Genomic DNA, 23,758 nt, shown 5'->3' with positions numbered 1-23,758 from the left:
TTGGCCCCTGAACATTAAAGGGGCACAGATATACGGTAGGGGATCAGACCGAGAACGGGAGAGGTCGGAAGCCTGTTTCATCGAGTGCCGGCTTGTCTTCCCATATGTAGTCGCCGGTGAGGTTCACGTGCTCCCAGGTAAGCGGCGAGAGGCTGGATAGCAAATGATCAGGCACATGCTGACCGCCGGTGTGCAAGGCATCGACCACGCGGCCGGTATAGATCGTGTTCCAGTGAATGATGGCGGTGACAACCAGGTTGAGGGCGGAGGCCCGGATCGAGAGATTTTCCTGGCTGCGATCGCGGAAGCGGCCGAGGCGATGGAGATTGACGGCCCGCACGAGGCTGTTGCGGCTTTCCCCTTTGTTCAGTTCTGCCGTTGTCGTCTTTCTCAGTTCCTCGTCGTTGATCCAGTCCAGCGTGAACAGAGTTCGCTCGATCCGGCCCATCTGACGTAGTGCCTGGGCAAGACCGCTTTGCCTGGTCGTTGATGACAGCCGTTTGAGCATGAGCGAAGCGCTGACGGTGCGGGTGCGCAGTGAGGTCATCAAGCGCAGAATCTCGTCCCAGTGCGCCCGGATCAAATCGGCGTCGATGCGATCGCCCATGACATTCTGGAGAATGCCATACTGCTTGCCGGGGCCAAAGCCGTAGAGGCATCGGCCATCGAGATCGGGAATGCGCGGGACAAATGCAAAGCCTAGCGCATGGCAGAAGGCGAAGACGAGATCACTGACGCCGCCACCATCGACATGATGGCGCACGATGTCGAGGCCCGCATCCGTTTCGAGAAGCGCGTCGAGAACATGGACGGCCTCGCTCGCCGTGGCGGCGATGATTTTGGTATGGAAGGGAGCATATCGACCGGAGATCGCCGTGTAGAGCTTGATGATCGGGTTGGTTCCGTAACGGCCGTTGACGCCACCGGCGATTTCGCCGCCATCGCCGAGATGGATATGTTGTCCGTCGGAAGACGATATCGTGTTCGAACCGAAAACAGTGGCGATCGGCGCCGCGTGCTGGGCTTCGACCAGCCGGGCAAGTGCCAAGGTGAAGGTTTCCTCCCGGAAGTGCCAGATCGCCATCTGCTGTAGCTGGCGGCGTGTGATGCCGGGGCAGGCCAATGCCATCTTCGAGAAGCCGAGATTGGTGGCCTCGGCGATGAGCGCGGCATAGAAAATTCGCATATCGCCCGGCGTTCGGCCTGTCTGAAGATGCTCGAACAGTGAGCTGAAACCGGTCATTCGATCCACGTCGGCGACAAGATCCGTCAACCTGATCGGCGGCATGCTGCTCGCAACTCTCCTTGCGAAGGCGAGCGCGGCTTCGGTCTCGGCAGTTTTGACCGCAGGCACCCGCAGGCCCTTCGCGCCGATCCGCGTGTCGCCGCGACCCGCCTCCAGCCGGCTTGCTGCCTCACGCAATTTTTGATCGAGCGCCTCGGCTTTCTGGGCGAGATAGATCTCGACATCAACCGGGATGGCGACGGGAATGCGGGCCTCGGCCTTGATGATGGAATAAGTCTGATGGGAGATCATGCCCTCATCGAGGGCGCGATATGTGCGAGAACCTTTGATCCAGATCTCGTTGGCAGCGATCCGGTTCTTCAGCTCAACGATGACAAAGATTTCCAGCATTCTGCGGTCAACCGAGCCATCTGGCGTTCTGATTTCCTTGCTCCACCGCTTGTCGACCAGATCGAGCGCCGCTTTGATCCATTGCGCGTCCAGAGAGCGACGGCGGCTTTTCCCTGCGGCCGTCATTTGCATCACCACGTTGATGAAATCACGGCTCTGACGATTACCCTCGAACGTGAAGGCTGCCAGGAATGGTGCTGCAAAGCGCCGGATACGCATATATTGCGCCGGCAGATAGGCAATCAGATCATCGTCCTTGCGGGGACGAGATGCTGCCTTCGCAGCCGCGGTTGCCCGCATCAACTGCTCCCAGCCGCCGACTGCATTGACCGCCTCATCGAGCGAAAGGTCGGTTTCTCGCCTGGCAGCGATCGCCTCACCGAAGCCCACGAAGAAATCCAGCGCCGATGTCGCCGAGGTGGCGGTTTCCAGCAGTCGTTTGTCGCGCTCTGCCTCGGCCCGCCGAAACGCCTTGCCGATCAGGACTTCGAACATGGCGATTGCGGCATCCGTGAGCGCGATTTCCATCTCCAGAAGGAAAGCTGCGAGCGTAGCATATCGGCGGCCGGGCCGCATTTGCTCGAAGTTCTGGGCGGTCAGGCGCCGGCCCTCTTGTGCCATGCGGCTCACCCGATGGGCGGGGACGGCCTGAAGCACATCACTTGAAAGGCCAACGTGGCGCACGGCCTCAAGCCGATCGATCAGACCCCGCATCGCTGCGTCTCCAGCCTTTCCGGCAGGTTCACGTAACCAGGAGACCCCGCTCTGGCGGACGCGTGGACCAATACCGAGCAGCGCTTCCATTCTGACGATGATGTCGGGCGTCAGCCTTCCGGCAACATCGGCAAACAGCGCCTCCTCAGCCTCGGTGCATGCCTGTCCGGCCATCCGTTCGATCACGGTGATGCCGGGAATGACGATACGCCGCCGGCGCATCTCATCGGCGAGAGCGGCGACGACGAATTTGTCCTTGGTCGAGGCGATCGCCACGCCGCGCGCGAAGGCAAGCAGATCGGTGCGCAACGGGTGGCTCAGCTCGCTGAACCCGTAGTGTTGGCGGAGGACGGTCAGTTGTTCGTAGCGTGTGGGCGCTCTTCGTGCGAAGCTGGCAAGTGCATTCGGCTCGATGCGGAGTTGCTCGGCAAGGAAGGTGAGCGCGCTTTCCGGGATGACCTCTCCGCGCTGGATGAGACGGCCGGGATAACGGAGCGCACAAAGCTGAAGGGCCAAGCCAAGACGGGTATCGTCGCGACGGCGCGTTTCCAGAAGACGATGGTCCTCATCATCAAGGCTCCAATGGCGGATCAGGGTGTCGTCGTCGCTGGGCAGGGCAAGGAAATTCTGCCGTTCGGCATCCGTCAAAATCATGCGGCGAGGCATCGGCGCTCCATATGTCACAAAAAGACTGGAGATAACCGTTCGCGGAGCTTACTTTGCAAGACGGGTTATGTGACAATCTACAGGCTTTGGCGCGGCCAAATCGAAATTGTCACGCAGACGGACGAATAAATGACAGCTCTGATCGGATATGCGCGAGTGTCGAAAGCCGACGGCAGCCAGGTCCATGACCTTCAGCGTGACGCGCTGGCACAGGCTGGTGTCGACGCCAACAATGTCTATGAGGATGCCGCGTCAGGAAAGAAAGAGGACCGTCCAGGTCTCACCGCCTGCCTGAAGGCGCTGCGTCGCGGTGACACGCTTGTCGTCTGGAAGCTCGATCGACTCGGCCGCGATCTCCGCCACCTCGTCAATCTGGTCGATGATCTGACCCAACGGCATATCGGCCTCAAGGTTCTGGCAGGTGAAGGGGCGTCGATCGACACCTCGACGGCGAATGGCCGGCTGGTGTTCGGCATATTCGCGGCGCTGGCTGAGTTCGAGCGGGCATTGATCATTGAGCGCACCAAAGCTGGTCTCGCCGCCGCACGCGCACGTGGCCGGAACGGCGGAGCGCCCTTCAAAATGACGCCGGCGAAGCTGCGCCTTGCTCAGGCAGCAATGGGGAAGCCGGAAACCAAGGTGGCCGATCTTTGCGCCGAACTCGGTATCACACGACAGACGCTCTACCGGTTTGTCGATCCTAAGGGCGCGCTGCGCACCGATGGAGAGCGGCTGCTTATGCGGAAGGCAAAGAAATGAAACGAGTCCTCATCGTCGGTTGTCCGGGCGCCGGGAAATCCACACTCGCCAAAGAACTGGCCGAAGCGACCCGCTTGCCCGTCGTCCACCTCGATAGACATTACTGGCAGCCGGGCTGGCAAAGGCCGGATAGCGCATCATGGCAGAAAACCGTCGAAAAGCTTGCGGCGCAATCTGAATGGATTATGGACGGGAATTATAGCGGCACGCTTGAGCAGCGATTGGCATCTGCGGACACGCTTATCCATCTCGATTACACAACATCGTTATGCCTGTGGCGAGTTATTCGACGAACGGTATCCGGTTTGGGCCGAAATCGCGGTGATCAGCTCGCGCCGGGATGTCCTGAACGCTTTGATTGGGCCTTCTTCCGATTTGTGATCAATTACCGAAAGGAGCAACGACAGCGCGACCTTGCTCGAATGGAAGGATTTGCCGGTCGGGTGTTCCGGTTCACCTCGCCAGCCGAACTGTTGGGCTTCGTAGCTGCCATCAAGAAGGCTGCGCAAAAGGCGTGAAATCGGCCTACCGTATATCTGTGCCCCTTTAATGTTCAGGGGCCATATTGCGCCGCCTGGCTGGGAAAAACTCTACGGCAATCTAGTGGACGTGCTGAACGGCGAAAATAGCTGGGCGCGGCCGGATGATCCAGAACGCGCTAGAACGCTTCAGATAAGCTCACAGGAGGCCACAGAGCGCCTTCAGAGCAAAGAAGCTATAAATCAGTACCTTGTCGAACAGGTCGAGACAGGAGCCGTTTACGACCGTTCTAGCCTTATCGTAAGCCTTGAGGATGCCGGCTTTGAAATTAATCGGCAAGGCAAGGATTACGTTACGGCAATGGATGCTGAGACAGGGGAAAAATTCAGGCTGAAAGGAACCATCTATGAACAAGACTGGACAGTCAGCAAGCAGCTTGAGCGAACGGCTGAGCGCGAAGCTGGAACAGGACAGGAAGCAGATCGAAGAACTGACCTTGAGCGAGCACAAGAAGCTCGCAGAGAACTTTCTGAACGCATCGAAAACCGAGTTCGACACCATCAGGAACGCTATCCAAGAGCAGAGCAAGACCACAGCGCAGACCTTGGGCGTGATGCTGCGTTGGCCGCTTTGGACAGCAGCGGGGTGCATCGTGATCGTACTAACAGCCTTAGTTACGCTTTGGGCAGGGACGACTTGGGCACGGTCGGAGTTGAGCGAGATCAGGACGGTTACAGCTACGGAGCGTCAGACCCTTTCGCGGCTCCAAAGCCAGACTGGGCAAATCCGCATCATCAACAGCGAGAAGGGAATGTTTCTGATACTTCCGAAAGACGCAGAGAACGGGTGGACGTGCGGCGAGAGCAAAACCCCGTGCATCAAAATTCCTCAACCAGAAGCGAACAGGAAATAGACGAAGATGGAAAAGCTTTCCCCATTAGAGCGCGAATTATTGCTTTCCGTCAGCGGGTTGAAGACTGGTATCGACAAGGAAATTACCGCCTTAAAGAGTTTCTTGCAGAACTCCGAGGCGAGCGGGTTAAGCAGCACAATGAAGCGATTGAGCGATATCGAGAAGGCACAAGTGCAACTGAACGAACGCATGAACAGCTTGAGAAAAGATATCTCCATAGTTGTGGAGACCTTGACGGACAATTTGAAAAGCTTGGAGCGGCAAATGCAGTCTTACGGGCAGCAAGCGCAGAGTTTGGAGAGGTCGCTAAACAGGTTGACCAAGTGATCGAACATGAAAAGGCGCAGGAACAAGAAAAACTGCGCCATAGCCGTGATGATGATTATGGTTTTAGTCTATAAAGCAAAGGCAGATCAGACCTACAGCGCTATTTGATTTGCGCGGTCTGATCTGCCTTTTAGAACCTATCAGGTAGGCATGATATAGAAAAATTGTGTCTGGACTTCTAAAAGGTCGTACTCCAAGTGAGCTCCATAAAGAGCATATAAGAACAACAAGAAAGGTCTAGTAATGGGAAGGGCTGGTTCAAACAGTCTTCTTCATGTCGCGAAGAAATCAAAGAACGACGAGTTTTATACTCAGTTATCAGACATTGAGCGTGAGCTAGTGCATTACGAAAGACACTTCCAAGATAAGGTTGTGTACTGCAACTGCGATGATCCGAATGTGAGTAATTTTTTTGATTACTTCTTTACTAATTTTAAGCGACTTGGTCTGAAGAAGCTCGTGGCGGCATGTTACCAAGAACAAGATATCGACCTCTTCGGTGAAATAAAAAATAAACCTGGATTTTTTGTTACCTACTCTGGGGAAGAGAAGGAGAAAGAAGATGTCATTCGGGATAGCGTGGAATATTTCAAAGAGGATGGAGATTTTCGTAGCAATGAAAGTATTAAAATACTGATTGAGTGCGATATTGTTGTAACAAATCCGCCATTTTCTCTTTTTAGAAAATATGTAGATCAACTTGTTAAAAAAGATAAAAAATTTCTGATCATCGGAAACATCAATGCCATAACCTACAAAGAAATATTTAAAATAATCAAAGAAAATAAAGCGTGGCTAGGAATAAATCTTGGGCGAGGCATATCTGGATTTATAGTCCCCTCTCATTACGAGCTGTATGGAACTGAAGCTAGAATAGATGAGAACGGTAATCGGATTGTGTCGCCAAATAACTGCCTTTGGCTTACAAACTTGGATCACGATCAAAGGCATAAAGATATTGATTTGGTGAATTCATATTATGGCAATGAAAAGTCATATCCCAGATATGATAACTATGATGCTATAAATGTAAATAAAACTAGTGACATACCGTATGATTATGAGGGGGTCATGGGGGTGCCGATCACGTTTTTGCACAAGTTTAACCCTGAGCAATTTGAGTTGATAAAGTTCAGAAAAGGAGAGGACGAAAAGGATCTTTCAGTAAATGGGAAATGCCCATACTTCCGGATATTGATCAGAAACAAACGTTGCAGGCCCGTCTCGATCAGAGACACAGTAAAACACAGAAATTTTGTATAAGAAGAGAGTAGATAATGGCAAAGAAGGGCCAGTCAACAAGGTTAACTGACCAGCATAAAAAATCTATGGGAGTGGTCGGAATTTTTGGACAAGTCGCTCGACAGCATGATCTATCTGTTGGAGAGGTCGCGCTGCTCGTTATGAAGTATCTTGAAGAAAAGTACACTGATCTGAAATTTAGGTATAGGAAAGATATATCGAAATCCGAAATACATCAGAAACTATCAAGTATAGATCCTGAATTGGGGCAGTCTATATTCGTTACTGGAGCAAGTATTAGGCCAGATGGAGGCTTGATAGAAGTGCAGGATGATGAAGGAGAATGGCGGGTCATTCTGGTTACGGAGGCCAAGCATCAAGGGAAAGATGTAGAAAATATAAAGGCGGGTCAGATGGTTGGATCACGCGGTGATCAAGACTTAATGGCCGCTGGAAATGCTATAGAAAGATCACATAAAAATATTGCCGAAATCGCCAACTTTATGCTGACAGAGGCTCACTTCCCTTATGTTTTGTTTCTAGAAGGTTCGAACTTCTTGACTAAAACGATAGCTGTTGCTCGGCCGGATGGGAGGGTTGTGACGCTTCATCATAACTCTGGAACGTTAAATAGGTTGGATCGACTAACAGCTGCTAACTACGGTATGGCGATCAACGTAAATCACTGTGTGAATAAATTTATAAAACCAAAAGACAAGACAATTATGCTTCAAGCAGCGTCTCTGTACACCCAAGGTGAGGGGGAAGAGTGGGATCAGGTGAAGATGCTAGAGATTATGACAGAAGTTGCGGAAACTTCTCTTAAGGTCTTGGGTAGCGACCTGTTTAATCAGCTTACGAGCGGAAAGTAAGATAACGTAATTTGGTGAAAGATGACCGATTACCTCAGTGAGGTTGGCTTTTGCGGTACGGAACGAAAGCGCCCCCCTGAACTTTAGAAGGGGGGCATGTAACCTTTTTCTATCCTGCTAGACTTTTCCACCAAGGACGTTGCGCTATAGAACGCCAACCCTTTAGTGCCGATAGTCTCATCGTTTTTTTTTAAAAAGTTTATCTAGTAAACTTTGAGGCTCCGGCGCTTTTGCTTTAGCTAATGTTTGAGCCTGTTCTCTCCAAGCATCTCGATCTTGTTCCGCTGCTGCTGTGCGGTTGCGCTCGGCTTGCAGGACTTCTTTTAGTCCGGTTATTTCAGCTTCCAGCTTCGCAAGCTGAATATGGACAGGGTTATCGGGACTATCCCTGTGACTGTCCCCCTGTTCTACTGCGGACGGAAATGCATCAAGTGGGACATGGATTCTGATTGTCCCATCGTTGCCAGTAGTCCGGTGCCAACGCTTCCTTTGTGCGGTTTTCCGCGCGGATTCCACCTTAATAGCTAGACGATCTGCTAGTTCTTTGTAGGTAAGAGCTACAGTTTCCATAGGTACAATCCCCGTGACTGTCCCTGCGACTGTCGCAGGTATATGATAGGGACAATATAGGGATAAAGTTAAATCTCTTTTTAAATCACGATAGGTAACTGCCTAGCTGAAAAGGGGAATTAAAATGGTTGATGAAGTCTCTGAAAAAATCAAAGAAAATATTACGGAAATTGCTCCGGACGCTGAAAAAACTTTGATGCGTGAACGCATTGCAGAAATCCAAGAGGATTTCAAAAAACTGTTAGGACATTTGCCTTCTGATTTTGATGAGAAGGCTTTTATGGATGAAGGCTGGGAGTGTTAAATTGCTGTATGATCTCCATAAAGTGCCGTGCGGTCGGGACACGATGGACGCACGTAACATTCCTGAGCCGTTTCAATCGCAGTTTCGAAAAGCCATGATAGGGTCAGGAATTCCGACCGCTGACCCGAATATATTCTTTGCCCATGACTGGCTTGATTGGGCTAGTGGAAATTGGCGTTGGGGTGACAAACCTGTCCTACTGGAAGAAACTAATTAAAAACTAGGGTTTCCTGCATAGACGGCCTATCGGTTTGCTTTTGAAACCACTTGGCTAGAGTTGAGTATTCCATTCTCCAATTTGGGATGAAATGATGCATATCCATTAAGTGTAACGCACACGCAAGTGCGGCAGCTCTGAACTCACTTATCGTAGGTAACGAGCCATTGGTGGAAAGAGTGTCAAAGTAGTTTAGACATCGGAGTGTTCTATCTCGTTCAACGCTCAAAAGGAAATCGGATTGCTCTTGTGGAGCCCGACGCTTTTCTCTTACCCAAAACGCGATCCCTTCGAGAAAACCAGAAATTTGACCTTCCTGAACAACGGTCGTCCAGTCTGCTTTTGCTACAAAATTGGTGTCATCAGCATTGGCTAAGTGCTTGATGTACGCGAATACATTACATGCTTCTGTAATGACCATACCGTTATGAACCAATGTGGGCACTCTGCCTACAGGGCTGAATTCTAGCACTGGATTATGGGCTTCACGATTAGCAGCTAGACGTTCCTCTGTGGTGGCCCCTGAACATTAAAGGGGCACAGATATACGGTAGGCCGATTTCACGCCTTTTGCGCAGCCTTCTTGATGGCAGCTACGAAGCCCAACAGTTCGGCTGGCGAGGTGAACCGGAACACCCGACCGGCAAATCCTTCCATTCGAGCAAGGTCGCGCTGTCGTTGCTCCTTTCGGTAATTGATCACAAATCGGAAGAAGGCCCAATCAAAGCGTTCAGGACATCCCGGCGCGAGCTGATCACCGCGATTTCGGCCCAAACCGGATACCGTTCGTCGAATAACTCGCCACAGGCATAACGATGTTGTGTAATCGAGATGGATAAGCGTGTCCGCAGATGCCAATCGCTGCTCAAGCGTGCCGCTATAATTCCCGTCCATAATCCATTCAGATTGCGCCGCAAGCTTTTCGACGGTTTTCTGCCATGATGCGCTATCCGGCCTTTGCCAGCCCGGCTGCCAGTAATGTCTATCGAGGTGGACGACGGGCAAGCGGGTCGCTTCGGCCAGTTCTTTGGCGAGTGTGGATTTCCCGGCGCCCGGACAACCGACGATGAGGACTCGTTTCATTTCTTTGCCTTCCGCATAAGCAGCCGCTCTCCATCGGTGCGCAGCGCGCCCTTAGGATCGACAAACCGGTAGAGCGTCTGTCGTGTGATACCGAGTTCGGCGCAAAGATCGGCCACCTTGGTTTCCGGCTTCCCCATTGCTGCCTGAGCAAGGCGCAGCTTCGCCGGCGTCATTTTGAAGGGCGCTCCGCCGTTCCGGCCACGTGCGCGTGCGGCGGCGAGACCAGCTTTGGTGCGCTCAATGATCAATGCCCGCTCGAACTCAGCCAGCGCCGCGAATATGCCGAACACCAGCCGGCCATTCGCCGTCGAGGTGTCGATCGACGCCCCTTCACCTGCCAGAACCTTGAGGCCGATATGCCGTTGGGTCAGATCATCGACCAGATTGACGAGGTGGCGGAGATCGCGGCCGAGTCGATCGAGCTTCCAGACGACAAGCGTGTCACCGCGACGCAGCGCCTTCAGGCAGGCGGTGAGACCTGGACGGTCCTCTTTCTTTCCTGACGCGGCATCCTCATAGACATTGTTGGCGTCGACACCAGCCTGTGCCAGCGCGTCACGCTGAAGGTCATGGACCTGGCTGCCGTCGGCTTTCGACACTCGCGCATATCCGATCAGAGCTGTCATTTATTCGTCCGTCTGCGTGACAATTTCGATTTGGCCGCGCCAAAGCCTGTAGATTGTCACATAACCCGTCTTGCAAAGTAAGCTCCGCGAACGGTTATCTCCAGTCTTTTTGTGACATATGGAGCGCCGATGCCTCGCCGCATGATTTTGACGGATGCCGAACGGCAGAATTTCCTTGCCCTGCCCAGCGACGACGACACCCTGATCCGCCATTGGAGCCTTGATGATGAGGACCATCGTCTTCTGGAAACGCGCCGTCGCGACGATACCCGTCTTGGCTTGGCCCTTCAGCTTTGTGCGCTCCGTTATCCCGGCCGTCTCATCCAGCGCGGAGAGGTCATCCCGGAAAGCGCGCTCACCTTCCTTGCCGAGCAACTCCGCATCGAGCCGAATGCACTTGCCAGCTTCGCACGAAGAGCGCCCACACGCTACGAACAACTGACCGTCCTCCGCCAACACTACGGGTTCAGCGAGCTGAGCCACCCGTTGCGCACCGATCTGCTTGCCTTCGCGCGCGGCGTGGCGATCGCCTCGACCAAGGACAAATTCGTCGTCGCCGCTCTCGCCGATGAGATGCGCCGGCGGCGTATCGTCATTCCCGGCATCACCGTGATCGAACGGATGGCCGGACAGGCATGCACCGAGGCTGAGGAGGCGCTGTTTGCCGATGTTGCCGGAAGGCTGACGCCCGACATCATCGTCAGAATGGAAGCGCTGCTCGGTATTGGTCCACGCGTCCGCCAGAGCGGGGTCTCCTGGTTACGTGAACCTGCCGGAAAGGCTGGAGACGCAGCGATGCGGGGTCTGATCGATCGGCTTGAGGCCGTGCGCCACGTTGGCCTTTCAAGTGATGTGCTTCAGGCCGTCCCCGCCCATCGGGTGAGCCGCATGGCACAAGAGGGCCGGCGCCTGACCGCCCAGAACTTCGAGCAAATGCGGCCCGGCCGCCGATATGCTACGCTCGCAGCTTTCCTTCTGGAGATGGAAATCGCGCTCACGGATGCCGCAATCGCCATGTTCGAAGTCCTGATCGGCAAGGCGTTTCGGCGGGCCGAGGCAGAGCGCGACAAACGACTGCTGGAAACCGCCACCTCGGCGACATCGGCGCTGGATTTCTTCGTGGGCTTCGGTGAGGCGATCGCTGCCAGGCGAGAAACCGACCTTTCGCTCGATGAGGCGGTCAATGCAGTCGGCGGCTGGGAGCAGTTGATGCGGGCAACCGCGGCTGCGAAGGCAGCATCTCGTCCCCGCAAGGACGATGATCTGATTGCCTATCTGCCGGCGCAATATATGCGTATCCGGCGCTTTGCAGCACCATTCCTGGCAGCCTTCACGTTCGAGGGTAATCGTCAGAGCCGTGATTTCATCAACGTGGTGATGCAAATGACGGCCGCAGGGAAAAGCCGCCGTCGCTCTCTGGACGCGCAATGGATCAAAGCGGCGCTCGATCTGGTCGACAAGCGGTGGAGCAAGGAAATCAGAACGCCAGATGGCTCGGTTGACCGCAGAATGCTGGAAATCTTTGTCATCGTTGAGCTGAAGAACCGGATCGCTGCCAACGAGATCTGGATCAAAGGTTCTCGCACATATCGCGCCCTCGATGAGGGCATGATCTCCCATCAGACTTATTCCATCATCAAGGCCGAGGCCCGCATTCCCGTCGCCATCCCGGTTGATGTCGAGATCTATCTCGCCCAGAAAGCCGAGGCGCTCGATCAAAAATTGCGTGAGGCAGCAAGCCGGCTGGAGGCGGGTCGCGGCGACACGCGGATCGGCGCGAAGGGCCTGCGGGTGCCTGCGGTCAAAACTGCCGAGACCGAAGCCGCGCTCGCCTTCGCAAGGAGAGTTGCGAGCAGCATGCCGCCGATCAGGTTGACGGATCTTGTCGCCGACGTGGATCGAATGACCGGTTTCAGCTCACTGTTCGAGCATCTTCAGACAGGCCGAACGCCGGGCGATATGCGAATTTTCTATGCCGCGCTCATCGCCGAGGCCACCAATCTCGGCTTCTCGAAGATGGCATTGGCCTGCCCCGGCATCACACGCCGCCAGCTACAGCAGATGGCGATCTGGCACTTCCGGGAGGAAACCTTCACCTTGGCACTTGCCCGGCTGGTCGAAGCCCAGCACGCGGCGCCGATCGCCACTGTTTTCGGTTCGAACACGATATCGTCTTCCGACGGACAACATATCCATCTCGGCGATGGCGGCGAAATCGCCGGTGGCGTCAACGGCCGTTACGGAACCAACCCGATCATCAAGCTCTACACGGCGATCTCCGGTCGATATGCTCCCTTCCATACCAAAATCATCGCCGCCACGGCGAGCGAGGCCGTCCATGTTCTCGACGCGCTTCTCGAAACGGATGCGGGCCTCGACATCGTGCGCCATCATGTCGATGGTGGCGGCGTCAGTGATCTCGTCTTCGCCTTCTGCCATGCGCTAGGCTTTGCATTTGTCCCGCGCATTCCCGATCTCGATGGCCGATGCCTCTACGGCTTTGGCCCCGGCAAGCAGTATGGCATTCTCCAGAATGTCATGGGCGATCGCATCGACGCCGATTTGATCCGGGCGCACTGGGACGAGATTCTGCGCTTGATGACCTCACTGCGCACCCGCACCGTCAGCGCTTCGCTCATGCTCAAACGGCTGTCATCAACGACCAGGCAAAGCGGTCTTGCCCAGGCACTACGTCAGATGGGCCGGATCGAGCGAACTCTGTTCACGCTGGACTGGATCAACGACGAGGAACTGAGAAAGACGACAACGGCAGAACTGAACAAAGGGGAAAGCCGCAACAGCCTCGTGCGGGCCGTCAATCTCCATCGCCTCGGCCGCTTCCGCGATCGCAGCCAGGAAAATCTCTCGATCCGGGCCTCCGCCCTCAACCTGGTTGTCACCGCCATCATTCACTGGAACACGATCTATACCGGCCGCGTGGTCGATGCCTTGCACACCGGCGGTCAGCATGTGCCTGATCATTTGCTATCCAGCCTCTCGCCGCTTACCTGGGAGCACGTGAACCTCACCGGCGACTACATATGGGAAGACAAGCCGGCACTCGATGAAACAGGCTTCCGACCTCTCCCGTTCTCGGTCTGATCCCCTACCGTATATCTGTGCCCCTTTAATGTTCAGGGGCCAATATCGCCATCGACCGGCCGCACGCTTCGGTCGACCACGATCAGATCCCCGTGGAAGATCCCGGCGTCCCGCATCGAATTGCCGTCGACCTTCCACAGGAAGGTTGCCGGCGGATTCCGGATCAGGAGCTTGGCAAGGTCGATGGACTCTTCGATGTAGTCATCTGCGGGTGATGGAAAGCCGGCGCATAACCCGTGGAGCATGAGAGGCACATAGATTTCTGCCTCGATTTTCAGGCCGGCGAGCATTCAATTCGATCCTTTCACGACTGGTAGCGAAAGGAACAAACAGGGAACACATGGGGCGTCAAAAATCAAGATAGAAGATTACGCGATCCTAATCTGCAGATCTGCAGCTAACGCGAGTGTCGGCATGGTGGTAGCTTTTCGGGGCACTGTCACAGTGGAGAGGACGAGGATCACCATGGCTGACGAAGTGGAGCACCTTTCAAATACCCTGATGTGGACCGTCGGCATGATTACCCAAGCCGGGCCGGACGACCTCAAGCGCGTGGCAAGGGCCTATCGAGAAGCGCAGGACCTGGTCTCGAAGATCCCGAAGACTGAGGAAGGCGCGCGCCCTCGCATCATCGCTTGTTTTCATAGATCGGATGAGTATCGCGCTGCAGACGATATCGCCTGCGTCGGATGGATCCTGACCGCGATCCAAGAGCGCGTGAACGAAGGCGATCTACGCGACTGGAGGAAGCTGCGAACGGTTGTGAGGCAGATGGTGAAGCTGCTGCAGGAGCCGGCCCCAATGTTGCATTGAGTTCGGGTAGGATTGATGATGCACGCGTTCTTGATAGATCTCTACCATGTCACGATCAGACACCTTCCTGAGCTTCGCTTCGACAAGAACAACGAAGTTCACCGCACGCTCATTTCACTTTACAGCACCATAATCGAGCTTACGAACGCTGCTCTCCACATTCGGCAAGCTGGTGGATACACCGGAATGGATATCCTGCTGCGTTCTGTGCTCGAGGCCCACGTCGATCTTATCAACCTTGCGAATGACGGCGGCTATCTGAGAGTCATGGTGGCAGCTTACCACAAGGAATGGATCAAGCTTGCGGACGATGGGGTGAAGGGTGAGAATCCGTTCCTCGCCTATTTCAAAGACAGTCCGGAAGCACTTGAAAAGCTGCAACACCATAGGGCTCAGCTGGCTGAACTCAAGAAGTCCGGACACATTCCGACCAATCTTGAGAAGTTCCAATGGGCAGGCATGGAGCACGAGTACCGCTCCATCTACAACAGCCTTTGCAACGAGAGCCACAACAACTTGCGAGCGCTGACCAGCCGGCACTTCCGGGAAAACGAGGATGGCAGCTTGGACCTGGTAATATTCGATACGCCTACTCGCGAAGATCTTGCCGCTACGTTGGACACATTCATCGCGACCCTGAACACGTCTAACCGGATCATGCACCACTACTTCAAATCTAAGCCGGAAGTCGCTGGCGAACTCGACCATTTTCGCAGGGTTCGTGAGGAAAAGGGCCTATCGTGGGTGGAAGACCTGGAGGTTTAATCCGATCAGGCGGAACGGTTTTGCCGGGGGAAGTCGGTCCCGGCTTCCGCTTCGCGGCGCTATGCTAAGCCTCCTACGGCTTCCCTTCTTCCGGCAAAACCGTGTCGAGAATTCCCGCTTTCCCGCCCCTGATGGGGGCGGCGCTATGCTGAAAGCTCCGATGTTCTTCATTGTCCTTCTCGGATCTCGGACTGGCGCCGATTGATCCGAGCTATGTCCTCGCCAGACGGGCCGCAAAGGACGCCGCATGAGCGCCGGCTGATCGCCAAGGGCGGCCGGCGCGCGGCGGAAACCAAAGCCAACCCGCTGAGTGTCATGGCGCGGCTTTCGCCGCGCCATTTCTTTTCTGCCTTCCGATCGTCCGGGGCTCCATGGCTATCACCAGGTCATGCACCATCTTCAAGGCCGTATCGTCGAGCTTCTTCAGGTGGTCGAAGGTTTCCTCCATCAGCTGGTCTCTCAGGGCTTCGCGTGACTCGGCTTTGGAGTGAGAGGGCTGTTCGTTGACGAGAGGATCGAAGAACTCTTCCGGGGTGATATTCAGGACTTCGAAAACGTGGAGCAGGCGTCCGACGGTCATCAAGGATGAGGCGTTTTCGTAGCGGGCGTAGGTTGCCTCCTTCACCCCTAGCAGCATGGCCACTTTGGCTTGCGCAAGTTGTCTGTCGGTTCGCAGGTCACGCAGCCTTTGCGCGACCAGCAGATCCAGTTGCCTGAGATCGATGATCTTTCCGTCGAGCGGCTTGCGATAAACCGGATGATCTTTGTCTGGGTCTACAACGCGTTCAAGTCCGAGATAGCTTACCCACTGCTCGAGTCCGAAACCTGCCATTGCCACCAACCACACTGGAATTTCATCGTTGTTCCTCCGGGACAATTAAAGATGGTGCCTCGAAAGTCTACCCTGGATAGCTGCTTTGGCGCATCGCTTTGCGACCCCGCTCTATGCCTTCGGCACGGAGCCAGCAGACACTGTCTCCGCCCATTCGGGTGACGATCGGTTGCGCTGCGGCTTCGCCTCAAATCAGTTTCATCGCAGGCAAAATCCGTTCGGAACATTTACAGCCTCGCCCGATCGACCCATATTGGCTGTTGATCAAGTCAGGTCGTGGCAAGTCTCTAGCCCTTTCTTGTCGCGTGCCTACGGAGGCCGCCCTGCCTCGTATCGGGGCGGCCTTTCCCCTCCCCTACTGCTCTTCACAGTAATCAGCATCAGCGGTTTGCCGGCCTAGGCCAGGATAAAGCAGTGACGCCGGAGGCGTCCTGTCTGTTTCTTTGATGAGGGAAAGAGGAGCGCTGCCCCCTCTCCCTCACAAGGGGAAAAAACGGTCTCCCCGTCCTTCCTTCGCGCAGCCTTAAGGCCGCGCTTTCGTGCAGGATCGCCGCTAACGCGCCGCCCCTTCGGCTTTGCCTCGGGCGGGCGAACCCCCTCCGTTTTTATCCCCTTGCCACCCTCTCCCCCGCTGCTCCGCGCGAGCTCGGGAGCAGGAGCGGGGCTCCTGCCCACGATGGGCATGAGAAGACCGCTTCGCGGAATTGGAGAAAGGGTGAGAACTATGACCACAACCGCAACCGTTTACCTGCTGGACCCGGAAGCCGGGACCATTCAAGCCGCAGAGGTCGCAGCACCTAGCGCATTCTCTCAGACCTACGGGCTGATTGGATGCCAGCTTGTCGAGGTGGTGCCATTCGACACGAACCACGTTCTTATCGTCGATGAGGAGGGTTTGCGGGACGGCTTGACCGCCTTCACCGTCTTTGACGGCTACCCGCAGCCATTGGCTGGAAAGATCGTTCTTGCCAGCCTGGACGGCGCGCATGTCCTACCGCCGCAGATCAGCATTCAGGAAGCAGCGGCCCGCCTGAACGTCTGCAAGCCGGTTCTTGATCCGGTCTTTGCCAAGGCAGACGAGCATTCCCCCAATGGGGTCATTCTGGGCGGCGCCTTGATCGGGTTCCAGACCCGTATCACCCGCACTCACCCAACCGTCATGGCGGGGGTAGTCCGATGATCATCGCTGTTGTCGAGGACCGCACCCTGTCCATTCTCGCCGGAACCTTTGCCGCGACCATCGCGGCGAAGGACATCGAACATAGCTTCCATGCCCTTACTCATTTTCCGGAGCGGCGCACCCTTTCCGAACTGGAAGGGCTGGCAGAGCGCCTGAACGGCTTTGCCGCCTACATGGTGGAGCTGTGGGAGCAAGCAAAACTGCCCCTGCCGGATGCTGAACTAGAGGCCTTTGCTCGCCGTCATGTCGAGATCACCGCCAAGTATTGGGCAGCGGAAGGCCGTTGCATGAACTGGTTCATCACCGGACCTGCGCGTTTTCCCGTCGCCCGCAATGAAAAGCGGATGCGAGTTTCAGACGCCCGCCGTGCTGACATCTCAGCCCATATCGCGATTGCGAAAAAAGCAGTGAAGCGCAAGGCGTTTCCCCACGGGACCGATGACGAGCCGATCCGCTCCGGCGATCCGGCAGCCATGCAGCGCATCGCCTCGCGGATCGAAGACCTGGCACTGTCCATCGACCGGATGAAACGGGCGAATGTCATCATTCGCCGGATGGAGAAGGATCAGGCGAGCGAAGCCGACATTCTGGCCCGTGTGGTGGCCGAAACCGGCATGGACGAGGAGAGGGCATCGCGTGGCGTTACCCTTGCCCCGTGGCAGAACCGACGCGGCTTTTCCACCACCAACACCCGAGCCGAACTGCGCCGCATGCAAACCCGCCTTGCATCGCTTGCTGCGATGAAGAAGCGCGGCGACCGCGCCGAGGACGTCGAGACGGAGGCAGGAGCAGTCACGGTCAAGGAAAATACCGACATGGCCCGCATTCAGTTGCTGTTTCCCGGCAAGCCGGACGAACAGACGCGGCGTACCCTGAAATCTCACGGGTTCCGCTGGTCCCCATCGCAAGGAGCGTGGCAGCGCAACTTGAACGAGGCCGGACGCTATGCGGCCAAGTGCGTCTTGAAATCGATCAGCGGCGACAGCGCCGCTTGATCAGCCCCGGAAAACAGAGGATCCCCACATGAATGAGCAAATTTATACAGTCATGGAGTTTTCCGGCCGAGGCGACGCCATGTTCGGCGGCAGTGCCGCCGACTGGAGCCTATACACCCAAGAAGACGGCTCAAACGCTTTCATGAGTGCAGCCGACGCGCAGCGCCGCCAGCTGGTGAAAGCCTATTTCCCGACCAAGAAGGAGGCAAGTGAGGCCGGAGAGGCAGCCAGTCAGCGCAAGGGCCTGATTTCGGCCCTGCCTGTTCGGCGCGTTGACGAGATCCCCTATGCGCAACTGCGCTGGATTGTCGGAAACATGCACGTTGGGACCAGCGATGACGACTTGAAAGCCGACATCAAGGGACGCGCGAAGTCGGGCATGACCGCGAATCCCGACCTTCTGGCGCAGGCGTGCGCCTATGCACTGGCAAGCCACCGAGCCAATCAGGGCTTGGTTGCCCATTTCCGGCTGTAGGAGGCGAAGCATGAAAAGCAACGGCCAGCGCCGAAGCGTTGAGGTCTTCGACACGCCCTCCGGTTTAGGAGGGAGCCACACGGTTGAGGTTGTCGAGGACCTTGGAAACAGTAAGGTCAGCGTGCGCGTCTGGTATGGACGCGCCACTGCGACAGGTTGGGAAGCGTGGAAGGATTGGGACGGCTACCGCTTTGAGACCGACCGCGCCAGCCTGACCAACAAGCGGTCAATGCCGCTGTTCAAATAGGACCTGGGCCGCATTCGGTGCGGCCCGATATTAGGAGGGACACCATTGAGCCGCTACACCGTGACCGTGAAAACCGACGAAGAGACCGACGAGAACGCCGTAATCGGCTATGATCCGCCGTTGCGCACCTTCTTTCTGCAGGCGTTTCCCGATGAGGAAACCGACGAATATGCCCTATGGTTCGGAACGCATCTTGAGCAGCACCCAAGCCTTGAATCGATCATCGAGAGCGCGCGCCGTTTTGGCTATGAGATCGAAGGGCTGTCACAGAAGGCCATCGTCGCCATGACAAAGGAAGCGGGAACGCCGACGCCGCCAAGCCTTGGCGAGCGGCTAGGATTGGTACGCTGACAATTGTTGGATGCTTTGTTGCGGGGCTGGTTCGGAAGAGCTGGCCCCGTAGCCATTTTGGCAGTTGCGAACCTGGCCGCATCGAGCGGGCTGCGGTCCGCCCGAAGGGAGCCCATGCCCCTCCCCTCGGCTCCCCTCCCGCCCAATTGCTGCCGCTGAAGCGAGGCCGGGATCGGAACGTCAGGGGCGTCCACGAGCGCCAGAGTTTTCAGAAATCGACTTCAGCTCTTGGATAGATAATGAGCTCCTGGTCGCGATCAGATAACCGGCCAGATAGGTCAGCTTCAGATACGCTTCACCGTCGCCTTTTGGCTCATAATTGATGATTGCCAGGCGGCTCGCCTTCGCCTTTCTCCCCCCTTGAACTGCCGCTGAATGCTGATCGATCAGCTCACGAAGCGAAGGTTTTTCTCCTGTCGCACCAGCTGCGATCTCCGTTCCCACTTTGCTTGACGTGGACAATGCCGGAGCCGTTTTGGTGCATCGAGCGGCAATTGCTTCACGGGACGAACGCGAACTGGATGACGACAGTAGCATGGCGGATGCCTCACCGATCTAGTTGCATTGGGGATCGTCTCAGACCATCAAATCGTCCACAACGCACGATAGGATACGAAACAAGACGAAATCTTGGGCTGTAAGTCATTGGAAAAGAACGGTAAGATTTTTGTTCCACCGCCGGCGGATGGAAGCGATTTAAAGGAACTGTTCAAGAAAATGGCTGCTGCGGGTGCCGGACGCCCCTTGGGTGAAGACGGTTTTCCCCAAGGCCCGTGGACGCCGGAGCTACTGGCGGATGCCATCTCAAAGATCGACGCCAACCGTGTCGGAGTGGATCTTCGCACCGTCCAGCTCTGGTTTCAGGAGAATGACAAAGGCATCAGCCCGGCCAACATTCGCTGGCTGGCACGCATCTTCGGTTGCGACGATCGCGAGGCGACGAATGATTGGCTGAATGAGCTCAGCTGGGCCCAAGCGCGCCTGATCGCCAGACGACGAGATCAAAAGAAGACCGGTGGCTCGACTGCGACTGCCCTGCGTGTGCCTGACACGTCAGCGCCAGAAAAAAACCAGGTTCCTCTAACGCCCGTCGTCTCGGTGGACCTTCAAACCATGCCAGCGGAGCGGCCAAGGGGTTTGGCAATCAAGACCGAGGCGATTTTCTCGCACGGATCACATCTGAACTTGCCGGCCTGGATCTTCGCCGGTTCGTCCGCCCTCGGATTCCTCTCTTACATTTTGGGGATCCACAGCATCACCTATGTGCGCGCGGATGGTATCGAGAAGCAGGTTGGCTTCCTCTGGGCACCGAACTGGACCTTCCTGTTCATGGTGCTGTTGCCACTGTTTTTCGCCGTCGTCATCGAGCTTCTGGGTTTCTGGAAACATGATGGCCGGCTCAGGCTAATGGCGGAGGCTGATCGTGTAAGAAGCGGCGACGCCTGGACGCTAAATTTGCAGGCCAACTCACAGACCTATTGGGCAGTTTTCCTGATCTGCATATTATTCGCGGGCGTGGTGCAATGGATCGGCGTGCAGCTTATCCCTCTGCTTGAGCAAGCGCAGGATTTTGCCCCAAGCTGGGGGACGATCGGTATCATCAGGCCGGATATCCTATCGACGCCGGCGGCAATCATATTTACCGCCCTGGCCTATCTCTACATGTCCACAAGCTTCTACCTGCTGTTCGCTGGCCTGATCCTGCTGCATACGATCATCCATGATCTATGGAAGCTTAAACGCGTAGCTGAACTCCTTGGCGAGCAGAGAGCCTGGCCGGACACCAGTGAAATCGGTCTGCGGATCATGCGCGGGGTCTTCAGATGTTCCGTGCTCGTCGTCCTTGCTGCCATCTGCATGAAGGCACAAAGTGCCTATCTTGCATCGCAGGGCCCGGATTTCGTGACATGGCTGGTCCGCGATGTCTGGGCTGCGCTGGCAGATTACGACGATGGAGATAGGACCTTTGATTACATCATGCCCACACACTACAGCAGCTTGCTCGTCGTGCTTTCGACCTGCAGCGTCTTTGTGTATGGAGCAATCCGCTTGGGGGATGATCGGCGGCTTCGTTCCCCCCTGTGGAAGATGTCTGCGGTGATCGGTTTGCTTTTCGTCTCATACATGTTGATCGACGCGTTCGATGGTTTCTCTGTTTTGCTGATCGTTACCGCGCTCATTGCGACCTATGGTCTATTCGATCCGGCATTTGAGTCAGCTTGGCGTGCCCGTGAGATAAGAGGCGACAGCCATGTTTCATAATTGGCTGGATCGTTGGGACGAGGGTCGCGCACAGCGCGGCGAAGAGGCCAAGAAGATCACGGACGTCATTCTGGACGCCGATCGTGCATTTCCCGGCATGGGGGCGGCTGAAACGGTAGAGGAGTTTTGCGTTCTCGCGGAAAAGGCCGCCGCTGACCCGGACTACTTTGAGCCGCCTGATGCGAGCGATCATAGCTTCGAGCTGCGGAATGGCTGGCTGAAATTCCCTTCGGACGTTGCAACCGATGTTGCTGAAAACAACATCGTGTGGGCCAGGATCACCGAGAGCGGAAAACGCGATCAGGCGGTGGTGATCTTGCATCACTGGAACGCCGAAAGTCGGAACCGGCAGATTGCCGGATTCCTCTCCTGGCAAGGGATTACGGTTATCGAGATCGCCATGCCTTACCACTTGGAGCGCAAGCGTCCGGGCTCGCTCTATGCCGATTACATGCTCAGCGCCAATCTCGGCCGAACGGTGCAGGCCGTCAGACAGGCTGTATGGGACGGGCGCAAGCTTATCCGCTGGCTGAAGCGCGAGGGGTATCGGGATGTTTCTGTCCTCGGGATGAGTCTTGGTTCCTGGATAGCCGGACTGGTCGCGGCGCATGAGACCGCCGTTTCTCGGGCGTCACTCTTCCTCACGGCAGGAAGCCTTGCCGAAATGGTATGGACCGGGCGCGCAACCCAATCGATCCGCAAGAGCCTCGAGCCGCATCTTACACTTGCCCAGCTGCAACGAGCGTGGGCACCACTCAATCTTGAAAACCATGCAGACAAGCTGGCGCAGCCAAGCCTCGAACTTCATGTCATCCTAGCATCGAGGGACACGGTTGTTTTGCCGGATCTGTCAGAACGCCTGCTCAAGCGGCTGCAGAATGCCGGAGCCAGAGTGAGCGTGCTGCGGCTGAATTGCGGGCACTACTCTCTTGGGCGGCCACCCTACATCTTGGGAGCCGGATGGAACCTGAAGCGGTTTCTGTTGCGCAAGCGCGACGCCGCTCAGGCATAGGAGCGCTTGAGCGCCGCATCGAGCGGCACCCAACCGCAATGAGGGGAGCCCCCTTCGGCCCCTCCCCTCAAACTCCCCTTCCCCCTCACGACGGACGCGCCCCGCAAGCGGGACGGCTCACTGAGGCTTGTTGTCGTTTCCGGCTAGGAGCATCGACGCGAGCTCAACCACCGCTACAGCATCACGGCGATGGAGATCCGACCTGGCGGCCGGATCACGATTTGCCGGTTGAAGGCAAAGGCGACGGCCGGGGCTACGAAGGCCGCGTTTTCGGGCCGCTCCTTAGTGGCCGTACGTAATCTAATGCTGTGCACGATACGTCAGGCCCCGCCTTGGCGTGCAACCCTAAAGGGTTCTCCTCTCCGCTTCGCTCCGTTGCGATCGCTGCGCGATGCACTCGGCGGTTCCGGCCGTATTCGAGCTTCGCGATTACGCACAACCACTAAGGAGGAACCTCTGATGAAAACGCTCGTAACCTTCTGCCAGAAAACCGGCCGTCGCCTTCGCCAGTTCATCAACCGGCAAATCGCGAAGCTGTCCCATAAGGGCCAACTTCGGTTCTCCATCGCCGTGATGCTTCCGCTCATCGCCAAGGTCGAGTTCAGCTATCAAGTCGAGCTCAACAGCAAGGCCGGAAACGACAACAAGCCTCAGTGAAGTACGGCCGCACCCTGCCCTGCAGGGTGCGGCCTATCCGTCGTGATCCCGAACCCGCGGCCTTGCACGCGCCCGCAGGAAGCATATTTGCTGGAACATGACCGACTTTCCAAAAGCGCCACCCGAAAAGGACGAAAGCCGCTACATCGCTTGTCAGATGGCGGTGGAGACTGTTTTGCAGGACCTGGTCGAGGATGCCTTGCGCCGAGGTTGGGAGGAGACGGAAGTCCTCTCCGCCATTACAGAGGTTGCGGACAACCTGATGCTGGCGGCGGATGCCAATCGGGATCTAGGCCTGCTTCTCGTTACTCTGCGAAGAAACATGCCCCCGCCCAATCTCGCTGGTTAGGCAGGGTTCGACGCGATCTGGCTTGGGATCGAACGGGAGGCGCGGCTGTTCAGGGGCGCCTTATCTTACCTCAGAAGAGGTTGTGGTCGGTTCCAGGCTGAGGGCGAAATGACACTCTGATGTGCGAAGTCAGCCTTCGGCCCGAAGCGGACACCCTGGTCTGAGATGCTGAAGACAGGTTTAGTCCTCACACAGGTGTCTTCGAAATCCATGTGTCGGCTAATCTATCGATTGAAAAGTGAACGTCCCTATGCGTGTCTTGCCCTTACTGCTGGACGAACTGCTGATAGTGATCCTTGGGGCCAGCCT

The 23,758-nt window shown here is 56.2% G+C and carries 25 protein-coding genes; 18 read left to right on the top strand and 7 right to left on the bottom strand.

Annotated elements, in window-relative coordinates; translation table 11 throughout:
• Positions 1–43: 43 nt before the first annotated feature.
• On the bottom strand, positions 44–3,016 hold the full coding sequence (locus U2P60_RS21720) for a Tn3 family transposase (protein WP_082186263.1): 2,973 nt from the start codon (positions 3,014–3,016) through the stop codon (positions 44–46).
• 129 nt (positions 3,017–3,145) lie between these two features.
• On the opposite strand from U2P60_RS21720, the gene U2P60_RS21715 reads away from it, so the two are divergent.
• The 5 genes from U2P60_RS21715 (at position 3,146) to U2P60_RS21695 (ending at position 7,609) form a co-directional block, all read left to right on the top strand.
• Complete coding sequence (locus U2P60_RS21715; RefSeq protein WP_082186264.1) at positions 3,146–3,775, top strand: recombinase family protein; 630 nt, start codon at positions 3,146–3,148, stop codon at positions 3,773–3,775.
• Entirely contained in the window at positions 3,772–4,293 is a 522-nt protein-coding gene (locus U2P60_RS21710; protein ID WP_082186265.1) for an AAA family ATPase, read from the top strand. Before U2P60_RS21715 ends, U2P60_RS21710 begins: the two co-directional genes overlap by 4 nt.
• Before the next feature lie 85 nt (positions 4,294–4,378).
• Positions 4,379–5,569: a hypothetical protein gene (locus tag U2P60_RS21705; protein WP_413574425.1), complete on the top strand. Its 1,191-nt coding sequence runs from the start codon at positions 4,379–4,381 to the stop codon at positions 5,567–5,569.
• A gap of 169 nt (positions 5,570–5,738) precedes the next feature.
• The gene (locus U2P60_RS21700; RefSeq protein WP_413574424.1) at positions 5,739–6,758 is read left to right on the top strand and encodes an adenine-specific methyltransferase EcoRI family protein; all 1,020 of its coding nucleotides are present in this window, start codon (positions 5,739–5,741) and stop codon (positions 6,756–6,758) included.
• Between the two features lie 14 nt (positions 6,759–6,772).
• Positions 6,773–7,609 carry an EcoRI family type II restriction endonuclease gene (locus tag U2P60_RS21695; protein ID WP_413574423.1) on the top strand — a complete coding sequence of 279 codons (837 nt, stop codon included), beginning with the start codon at positions 6,773–6,775 and terminating at the stop codon, positions 7,607–7,609.
• A 177-nt stretch (positions 7,610–7,786) separates the two neighbouring features.
• Here U2P60_RS21695 and U2P60_RS21690 read toward each other — a convergent pair whose 3' ends face one another.
• A complete protein-coding gene (locus U2P60_RS21690; protein ID WP_413574422.1) occupies positions 7,787–8,179 on the bottom strand; it encodes a hypothetical protein in 393 nt (130 codons plus the stop codon).
• 124 nt (positions 8,180–8,303) lie between these two features.
• Here U2P60_RS21690 and U2P60_RS21685 point away from each other — a divergent pair, with 124 nt between their 5' ends.
• Positions 8,304–8,483 carry a hypothetical protein gene (locus U2P60_RS21685; protein WP_413574421.1) on the top strand — a complete coding sequence of 60 codons (180 nt, stop codon included), beginning with the start codon at positions 8,304–8,306 and terminating at the stop codon, positions 8,481–8,483.
• A 778-nt stretch (positions 8,484–9,261) separates the two neighbouring features.
• Here the strand turns inward: U2P60_RS21685 and U2P60_RS21680 are convergent.
• Together U2P60_RS21680 and U2P60_RS21675 are read right to left on the bottom strand one after the other, a co-directional pair.
• Complete coding sequence (locus tag U2P60_RS21680) at positions 9,262–9,783, bottom strand: AAA family ATPase (protein WP_082186265.1); 522 nt, start codon at positions 9,781–9,783, stop codon at positions 9,262–9,264.
• Positions 9,780–10,409 (bottom strand): recombinase family protein, encoded by a 630-nt coding sequence (locus U2P60_RS21675; protein ID WP_082186264.1) that lies wholly within the window; start codon positions 10,407–10,409, stop codon positions 9,780–9,782. The genes U2P60_RS21680 and U2P60_RS21675 overlap by 4 nt, the downstream gene beginning before the upstream one ends.
• Positions 10,410–10,538: 129 nt before the next feature.
• On the opposite strand from U2P60_RS21675, the gene U2P60_RS21670 reads away from it, so the two are divergent.
• On the top strand, positions 10,539–13,511 hold the full coding sequence (locus U2P60_RS21670; RefSeq protein WP_082186263.1) for a Tn3 family transposase: 2,973 nt from the start codon (positions 10,539–10,541) through the stop codon (positions 13,509–13,511).
• A 32-nt stretch (positions 13,512–13,543) separates the two neighbouring features.
• Here the strand turns inward: U2P60_RS21670 and U2P60_RS21665 are convergent, their stop codons facing one another.
• The gene (locus tag U2P60_RS21665) at positions 13,544–13,801 is read right to left on the bottom strand and encodes a LexA family protein (protein ID WP_413574420.1); all 258 of its coding nucleotides are present in this window, start codon (positions 13,799–13,801) and stop codon (positions 13,544–13,546) included.
• A 175-nt stretch (positions 13,802–13,976) separates the two neighbouring features.
• Here U2P60_RS21665 and U2P60_RS21660 point away from each other — a divergent pair, with 175 nt between their 5' ends.
• Both U2P60_RS21660 and U2P60_RS21655 read left to right on the top strand, forming a co-directional pair.
• Entirely contained in the window at positions 13,977–14,324 is a 348-nt protein-coding gene (locus tag U2P60_RS21660; RefSeq protein WP_413574419.1) for a hypothetical protein, read from the top strand.
• Between the two features lie 15 nt (positions 14,325–14,339).
• Entirely contained in the window at positions 14,340–15,089 is a 750-nt protein-coding gene (locus U2P60_RS21655; RefSeq protein ID WP_413574418.1) for a DUF5677 domain-containing protein, read from the top strand.
• Positions 15,090–15,402: 313 nt separating this feature from the next.
• On the opposite strand, the gene U2P60_RS21650 is transcribed toward U2P60_RS21655, so the two are convergent.
• On the bottom strand, positions 15,403–15,921 hold the full coding sequence (locus U2P60_RS21650; RefSeq protein ID WP_413574417.1) for a helix-turn-helix domain-containing protein: 519 nt from the start codon (positions 15,919–15,921) through the stop codon (positions 15,403–15,405).
• Positions 15,922–16,645: 724 nt separating this feature from the next.
• Between U2P60_RS21650 and U2P60_RS21645 the strand changes: the two genes are divergently transcribed.
• From U2P60_RS21645 to U2P60_RS21625, 5 genes are read left to right on the top strand one after another with little or no spacing between them, the layout of a single operon-like run.
• Positions 16,646–17,101 carry a protein psiB gene (locus U2P60_RS21645; RefSeq protein ID WP_413574429.1) on the top strand — a complete coding sequence of 152 codons (456 nt, stop codon included), beginning with the start codon at positions 16,646–16,648 and terminating at the stop codon, positions 17,099–17,101.
• Positions 17,098–18,096, top strand: a complete 999-nt coding sequence (locus tag U2P60_RS21640; RefSeq protein WP_413574416.1) for a hypothetical protein — start codon at positions 17,098–17,100, stop codon at positions 18,094–18,096. The genes U2P60_RS21645 and U2P60_RS21640 overlap by 4 nt, the downstream gene beginning before the upstream one ends.
• Before the next feature lie 28 nt (positions 18,097–18,124).
• Positions 18,125–18,571, top strand: a complete 447-nt coding sequence (locus U2P60_RS21635; RefSeq protein ID WP_037094737.1) for a hypothetical protein — start codon at positions 18,125–18,127, stop codon at positions 18,569–18,571.
• A 10-nt stretch (positions 18,572–18,581) separates the two neighbouring features.
• Positions 18,582–18,818, top strand: coding sequence for a hypothetical protein (locus U2P60_RS21630; RefSeq protein WP_037094735.1), 237 nt, complete (start codon positions 18,582–18,584; stop codon positions 18,816–18,818).
• A 45-nt stretch (positions 18,819–18,863) separates the two neighbouring features.
• On the top strand, positions 18,864–19,169 hold the full coding sequence (locus U2P60_RS21625) for a hypothetical protein (RefSeq protein ID WP_037094732.1): 306 nt from the start codon (positions 18,864–18,866) through the stop codon (positions 19,167–19,169).
• Positions 19,170–19,349: 180 nt separating this feature from the next.
• On the opposite strand, the gene U2P60_RS21620 is transcribed toward U2P60_RS21625, so the two are convergent.
• The gene (locus U2P60_RS21620; protein ID WP_413574415.1) at positions 19,350–19,706 is read right to left on the bottom strand and encodes a hypothetical protein; all 357 of its coding nucleotides are present in this window, start codon (positions 19,704–19,706) and stop codon (positions 19,350–19,352) included.
• Between the two features lie 108 nt (positions 19,707–19,814).
• On the opposite strand from U2P60_RS21620, the gene U2P60_RS21615 reads away from it, so the two are divergent.
• The 4 genes from U2P60_RS21615 (at position 19,815) to U2P60_RS21600 (ending at position 23,449) form a co-directional block, all read left to right on the top strand.
• Entirely contained in the window at positions 19,815–21,431 is a 1,617-nt protein-coding gene (locus tag U2P60_RS21615) for an RcgA family putative transporter (RefSeq protein ID WP_413574414.1), read from the top strand.
• A complete protein-coding gene (locus U2P60_RS21610) occupies positions 21,421–22,443 on the top strand; it encodes an alpha/beta fold hydrolase (RefSeq protein ID WP_413574413.1) in 1,023 nt (340 codons plus the stop codon). The genes U2P60_RS21615 and U2P60_RS21610 overlap by 11 nt, the downstream gene beginning before the upstream one ends.
• 459 nt (positions 22,444–22,902) lie before the next feature.
• Positions 22,903–23,100, top strand: coding sequence for a hypothetical protein (locus tag U2P60_RS21605; RefSeq protein WP_052642493.1), 198 nt, complete (start codon positions 22,903–22,905; stop codon positions 23,098–23,100).
• Positions 23,101–23,197: 97 nt separating this feature from the next.
• Positions 23,198–23,449, top strand: coding sequence for a hypothetical protein (locus U2P60_RS21600; RefSeq protein ID WP_413574412.1), 252 nt, complete (start codon positions 23,198–23,200; stop codon positions 23,447–23,449).
• Positions 23,450–23,758: the final 309 nt, after the last annotated feature.

The sequence above is a fragment of the Brucella sp. H1_1004 genome (genome assembly GCF_047308065.1).
GTDB lineage: Bacteria > Pseudomonadota > Alphaproteobacteria > Rhizobiales > Rhizobiaceae > Brucella > Brucella pseudogrignonensis_B.
This window is presented reverse-complemented; position numbering and strand designations above follow the sequence as displayed.

Coding starts and splice junctions, on each gene's coding strand:
- U2P60_RS21695 (WP_413574423.1), top strand. CDS start 6,773: ATGGCAAAGAAGGGCCAGTCAACAAGGTTAACTGACCAGCATAAAAAA.
- U2P60_RS21685 (WP_413574421.1), top strand. CDS start 8,304: ATGGTTGATGAAGTCTCTGAAAAAATCAAAGAAAATATTACGGAAATT.
- U2P60_RS21720 (WP_082186263.1), bottom strand. CDS start 3,016: ATGCCTCGCCGCATGATTTTGACGGATGCCGAACGGCAGAATTTCCTT.
- U2P60_RS21600 (WP_413574412.1), top strand. CDS start 23,198: ATGACCGACTTTCCAAAAGCGCCACCCGAAAAGGACGAAAGCCGCTAC.
- U2P60_RS21670 (WP_082186263.1), top strand. CDS start 10,539: ATGCCTCGCCGCATGATTTTGACGGATGCCGAACGGCAGAATTTCCTT.
- U2P60_RS21620 (WP_413574415.1), bottom strand. CDS start 19,706: ATGCTACTGTCGTCATCCAGTTCGCGTTCGTCCCGTGAAGCAATTGCC.
- U2P60_RS21710 (WP_082186265.1), top strand. CDS start 3,772: ATGAAACGAGTCCTCATCGTCGGTTGTCCGGGCGCCGGGAAATCCACA.
- U2P60_RS21605 (WP_052642493.1), top strand. CDS start 22,903: ATGAAAACGCTCGTAACCTTCTGCCAGAAAACCGGCCGTCGCCTTCGC.
- U2P60_RS21645 (WP_413574429.1), top strand. CDS start 16,646: ATGACCACAACCGCAACCGTTTACCTGCTGGACCCGGAAGCCGGGACC.
- U2P60_RS21700 (WP_413574424.1), top strand. CDS start 5,739: ATGGGAAGGGCTGGTTCAAACAGTCTTCTTCATGTCGCGAAGAAATCA.
- U2P60_RS21650 (WP_413574417.1), bottom strand. CDS start 15,921: ATGGCAGGTTTCGGACTCGAGCAGTGGGTAAGCTATCTCGGACTTGAA.
- U2P60_RS21660 (WP_413574419.1), top strand. CDS start 13,977: ATGGCTGACGAAGTGGAGCACCTTTCAAATACCCTGATGTGGACCGTC.
- U2P60_RS21715 (WP_082186264.1), top strand. CDS start 3,146: ATGACAGCTCTGATCGGATATGCGCGAGTGTCGAAAGCCGACGGCAGC.
- U2P60_RS21640 (WP_413574416.1), top strand. CDS start 17,098: ATGATCATCGCTGTTGTCGAGGACCGCACCCTGTCCATTCTCGCCGGA.
- U2P60_RS21610 (WP_413574413.1), top strand. CDS start 21,421: ATGTTTCATAATTGGCTGGATCGTTGGGACGAGGGTCGCGCACAGCGC.
- U2P60_RS21675 (WP_082186264.1), bottom strand. CDS start 10,409: ATGACAGCTCTGATCGGATATGCGCGAGTGTCGAAAGCCGACGGCAGC.
- U2P60_RS21655 (WP_413574418.1), top strand. CDS start 14,340: ATGATGCACGCGTTCTTGATAGATCTCTACCATGTCACGATCAGACAC.
- U2P60_RS21630 (WP_037094735.1), top strand. CDS start 18,582: ATGAAAAGCAACGGCCAGCGCCGAAGCGTTGAGGTCTTCGACACGCCC.
- U2P60_RS21690 (WP_413574422.1), bottom strand. CDS start 8,179: ATGGAAACTGTAGCTCTTACCTACAAAGAACTAGCAGATCGTCTAGCT.
- U2P60_RS21665 (WP_413574420.1), bottom strand. CDS start 13,801: ATGCTCGCCGGCCTGAAAATCGAGGCAGAAATCTATGTGCCTCTCATG.
- U2P60_RS21635 (WP_037094737.1), top strand. CDS start 18,125: ATGAATGAGCAAATTTATACAGTCATGGAGTTTTCCGGCCGAGGCGAC.
- U2P60_RS21680 (WP_082186265.1), bottom strand. CDS start 9,783: ATGAAACGAGTCCTCATCGTCGGTTGTCCGGGCGCCGGGAAATCCACA.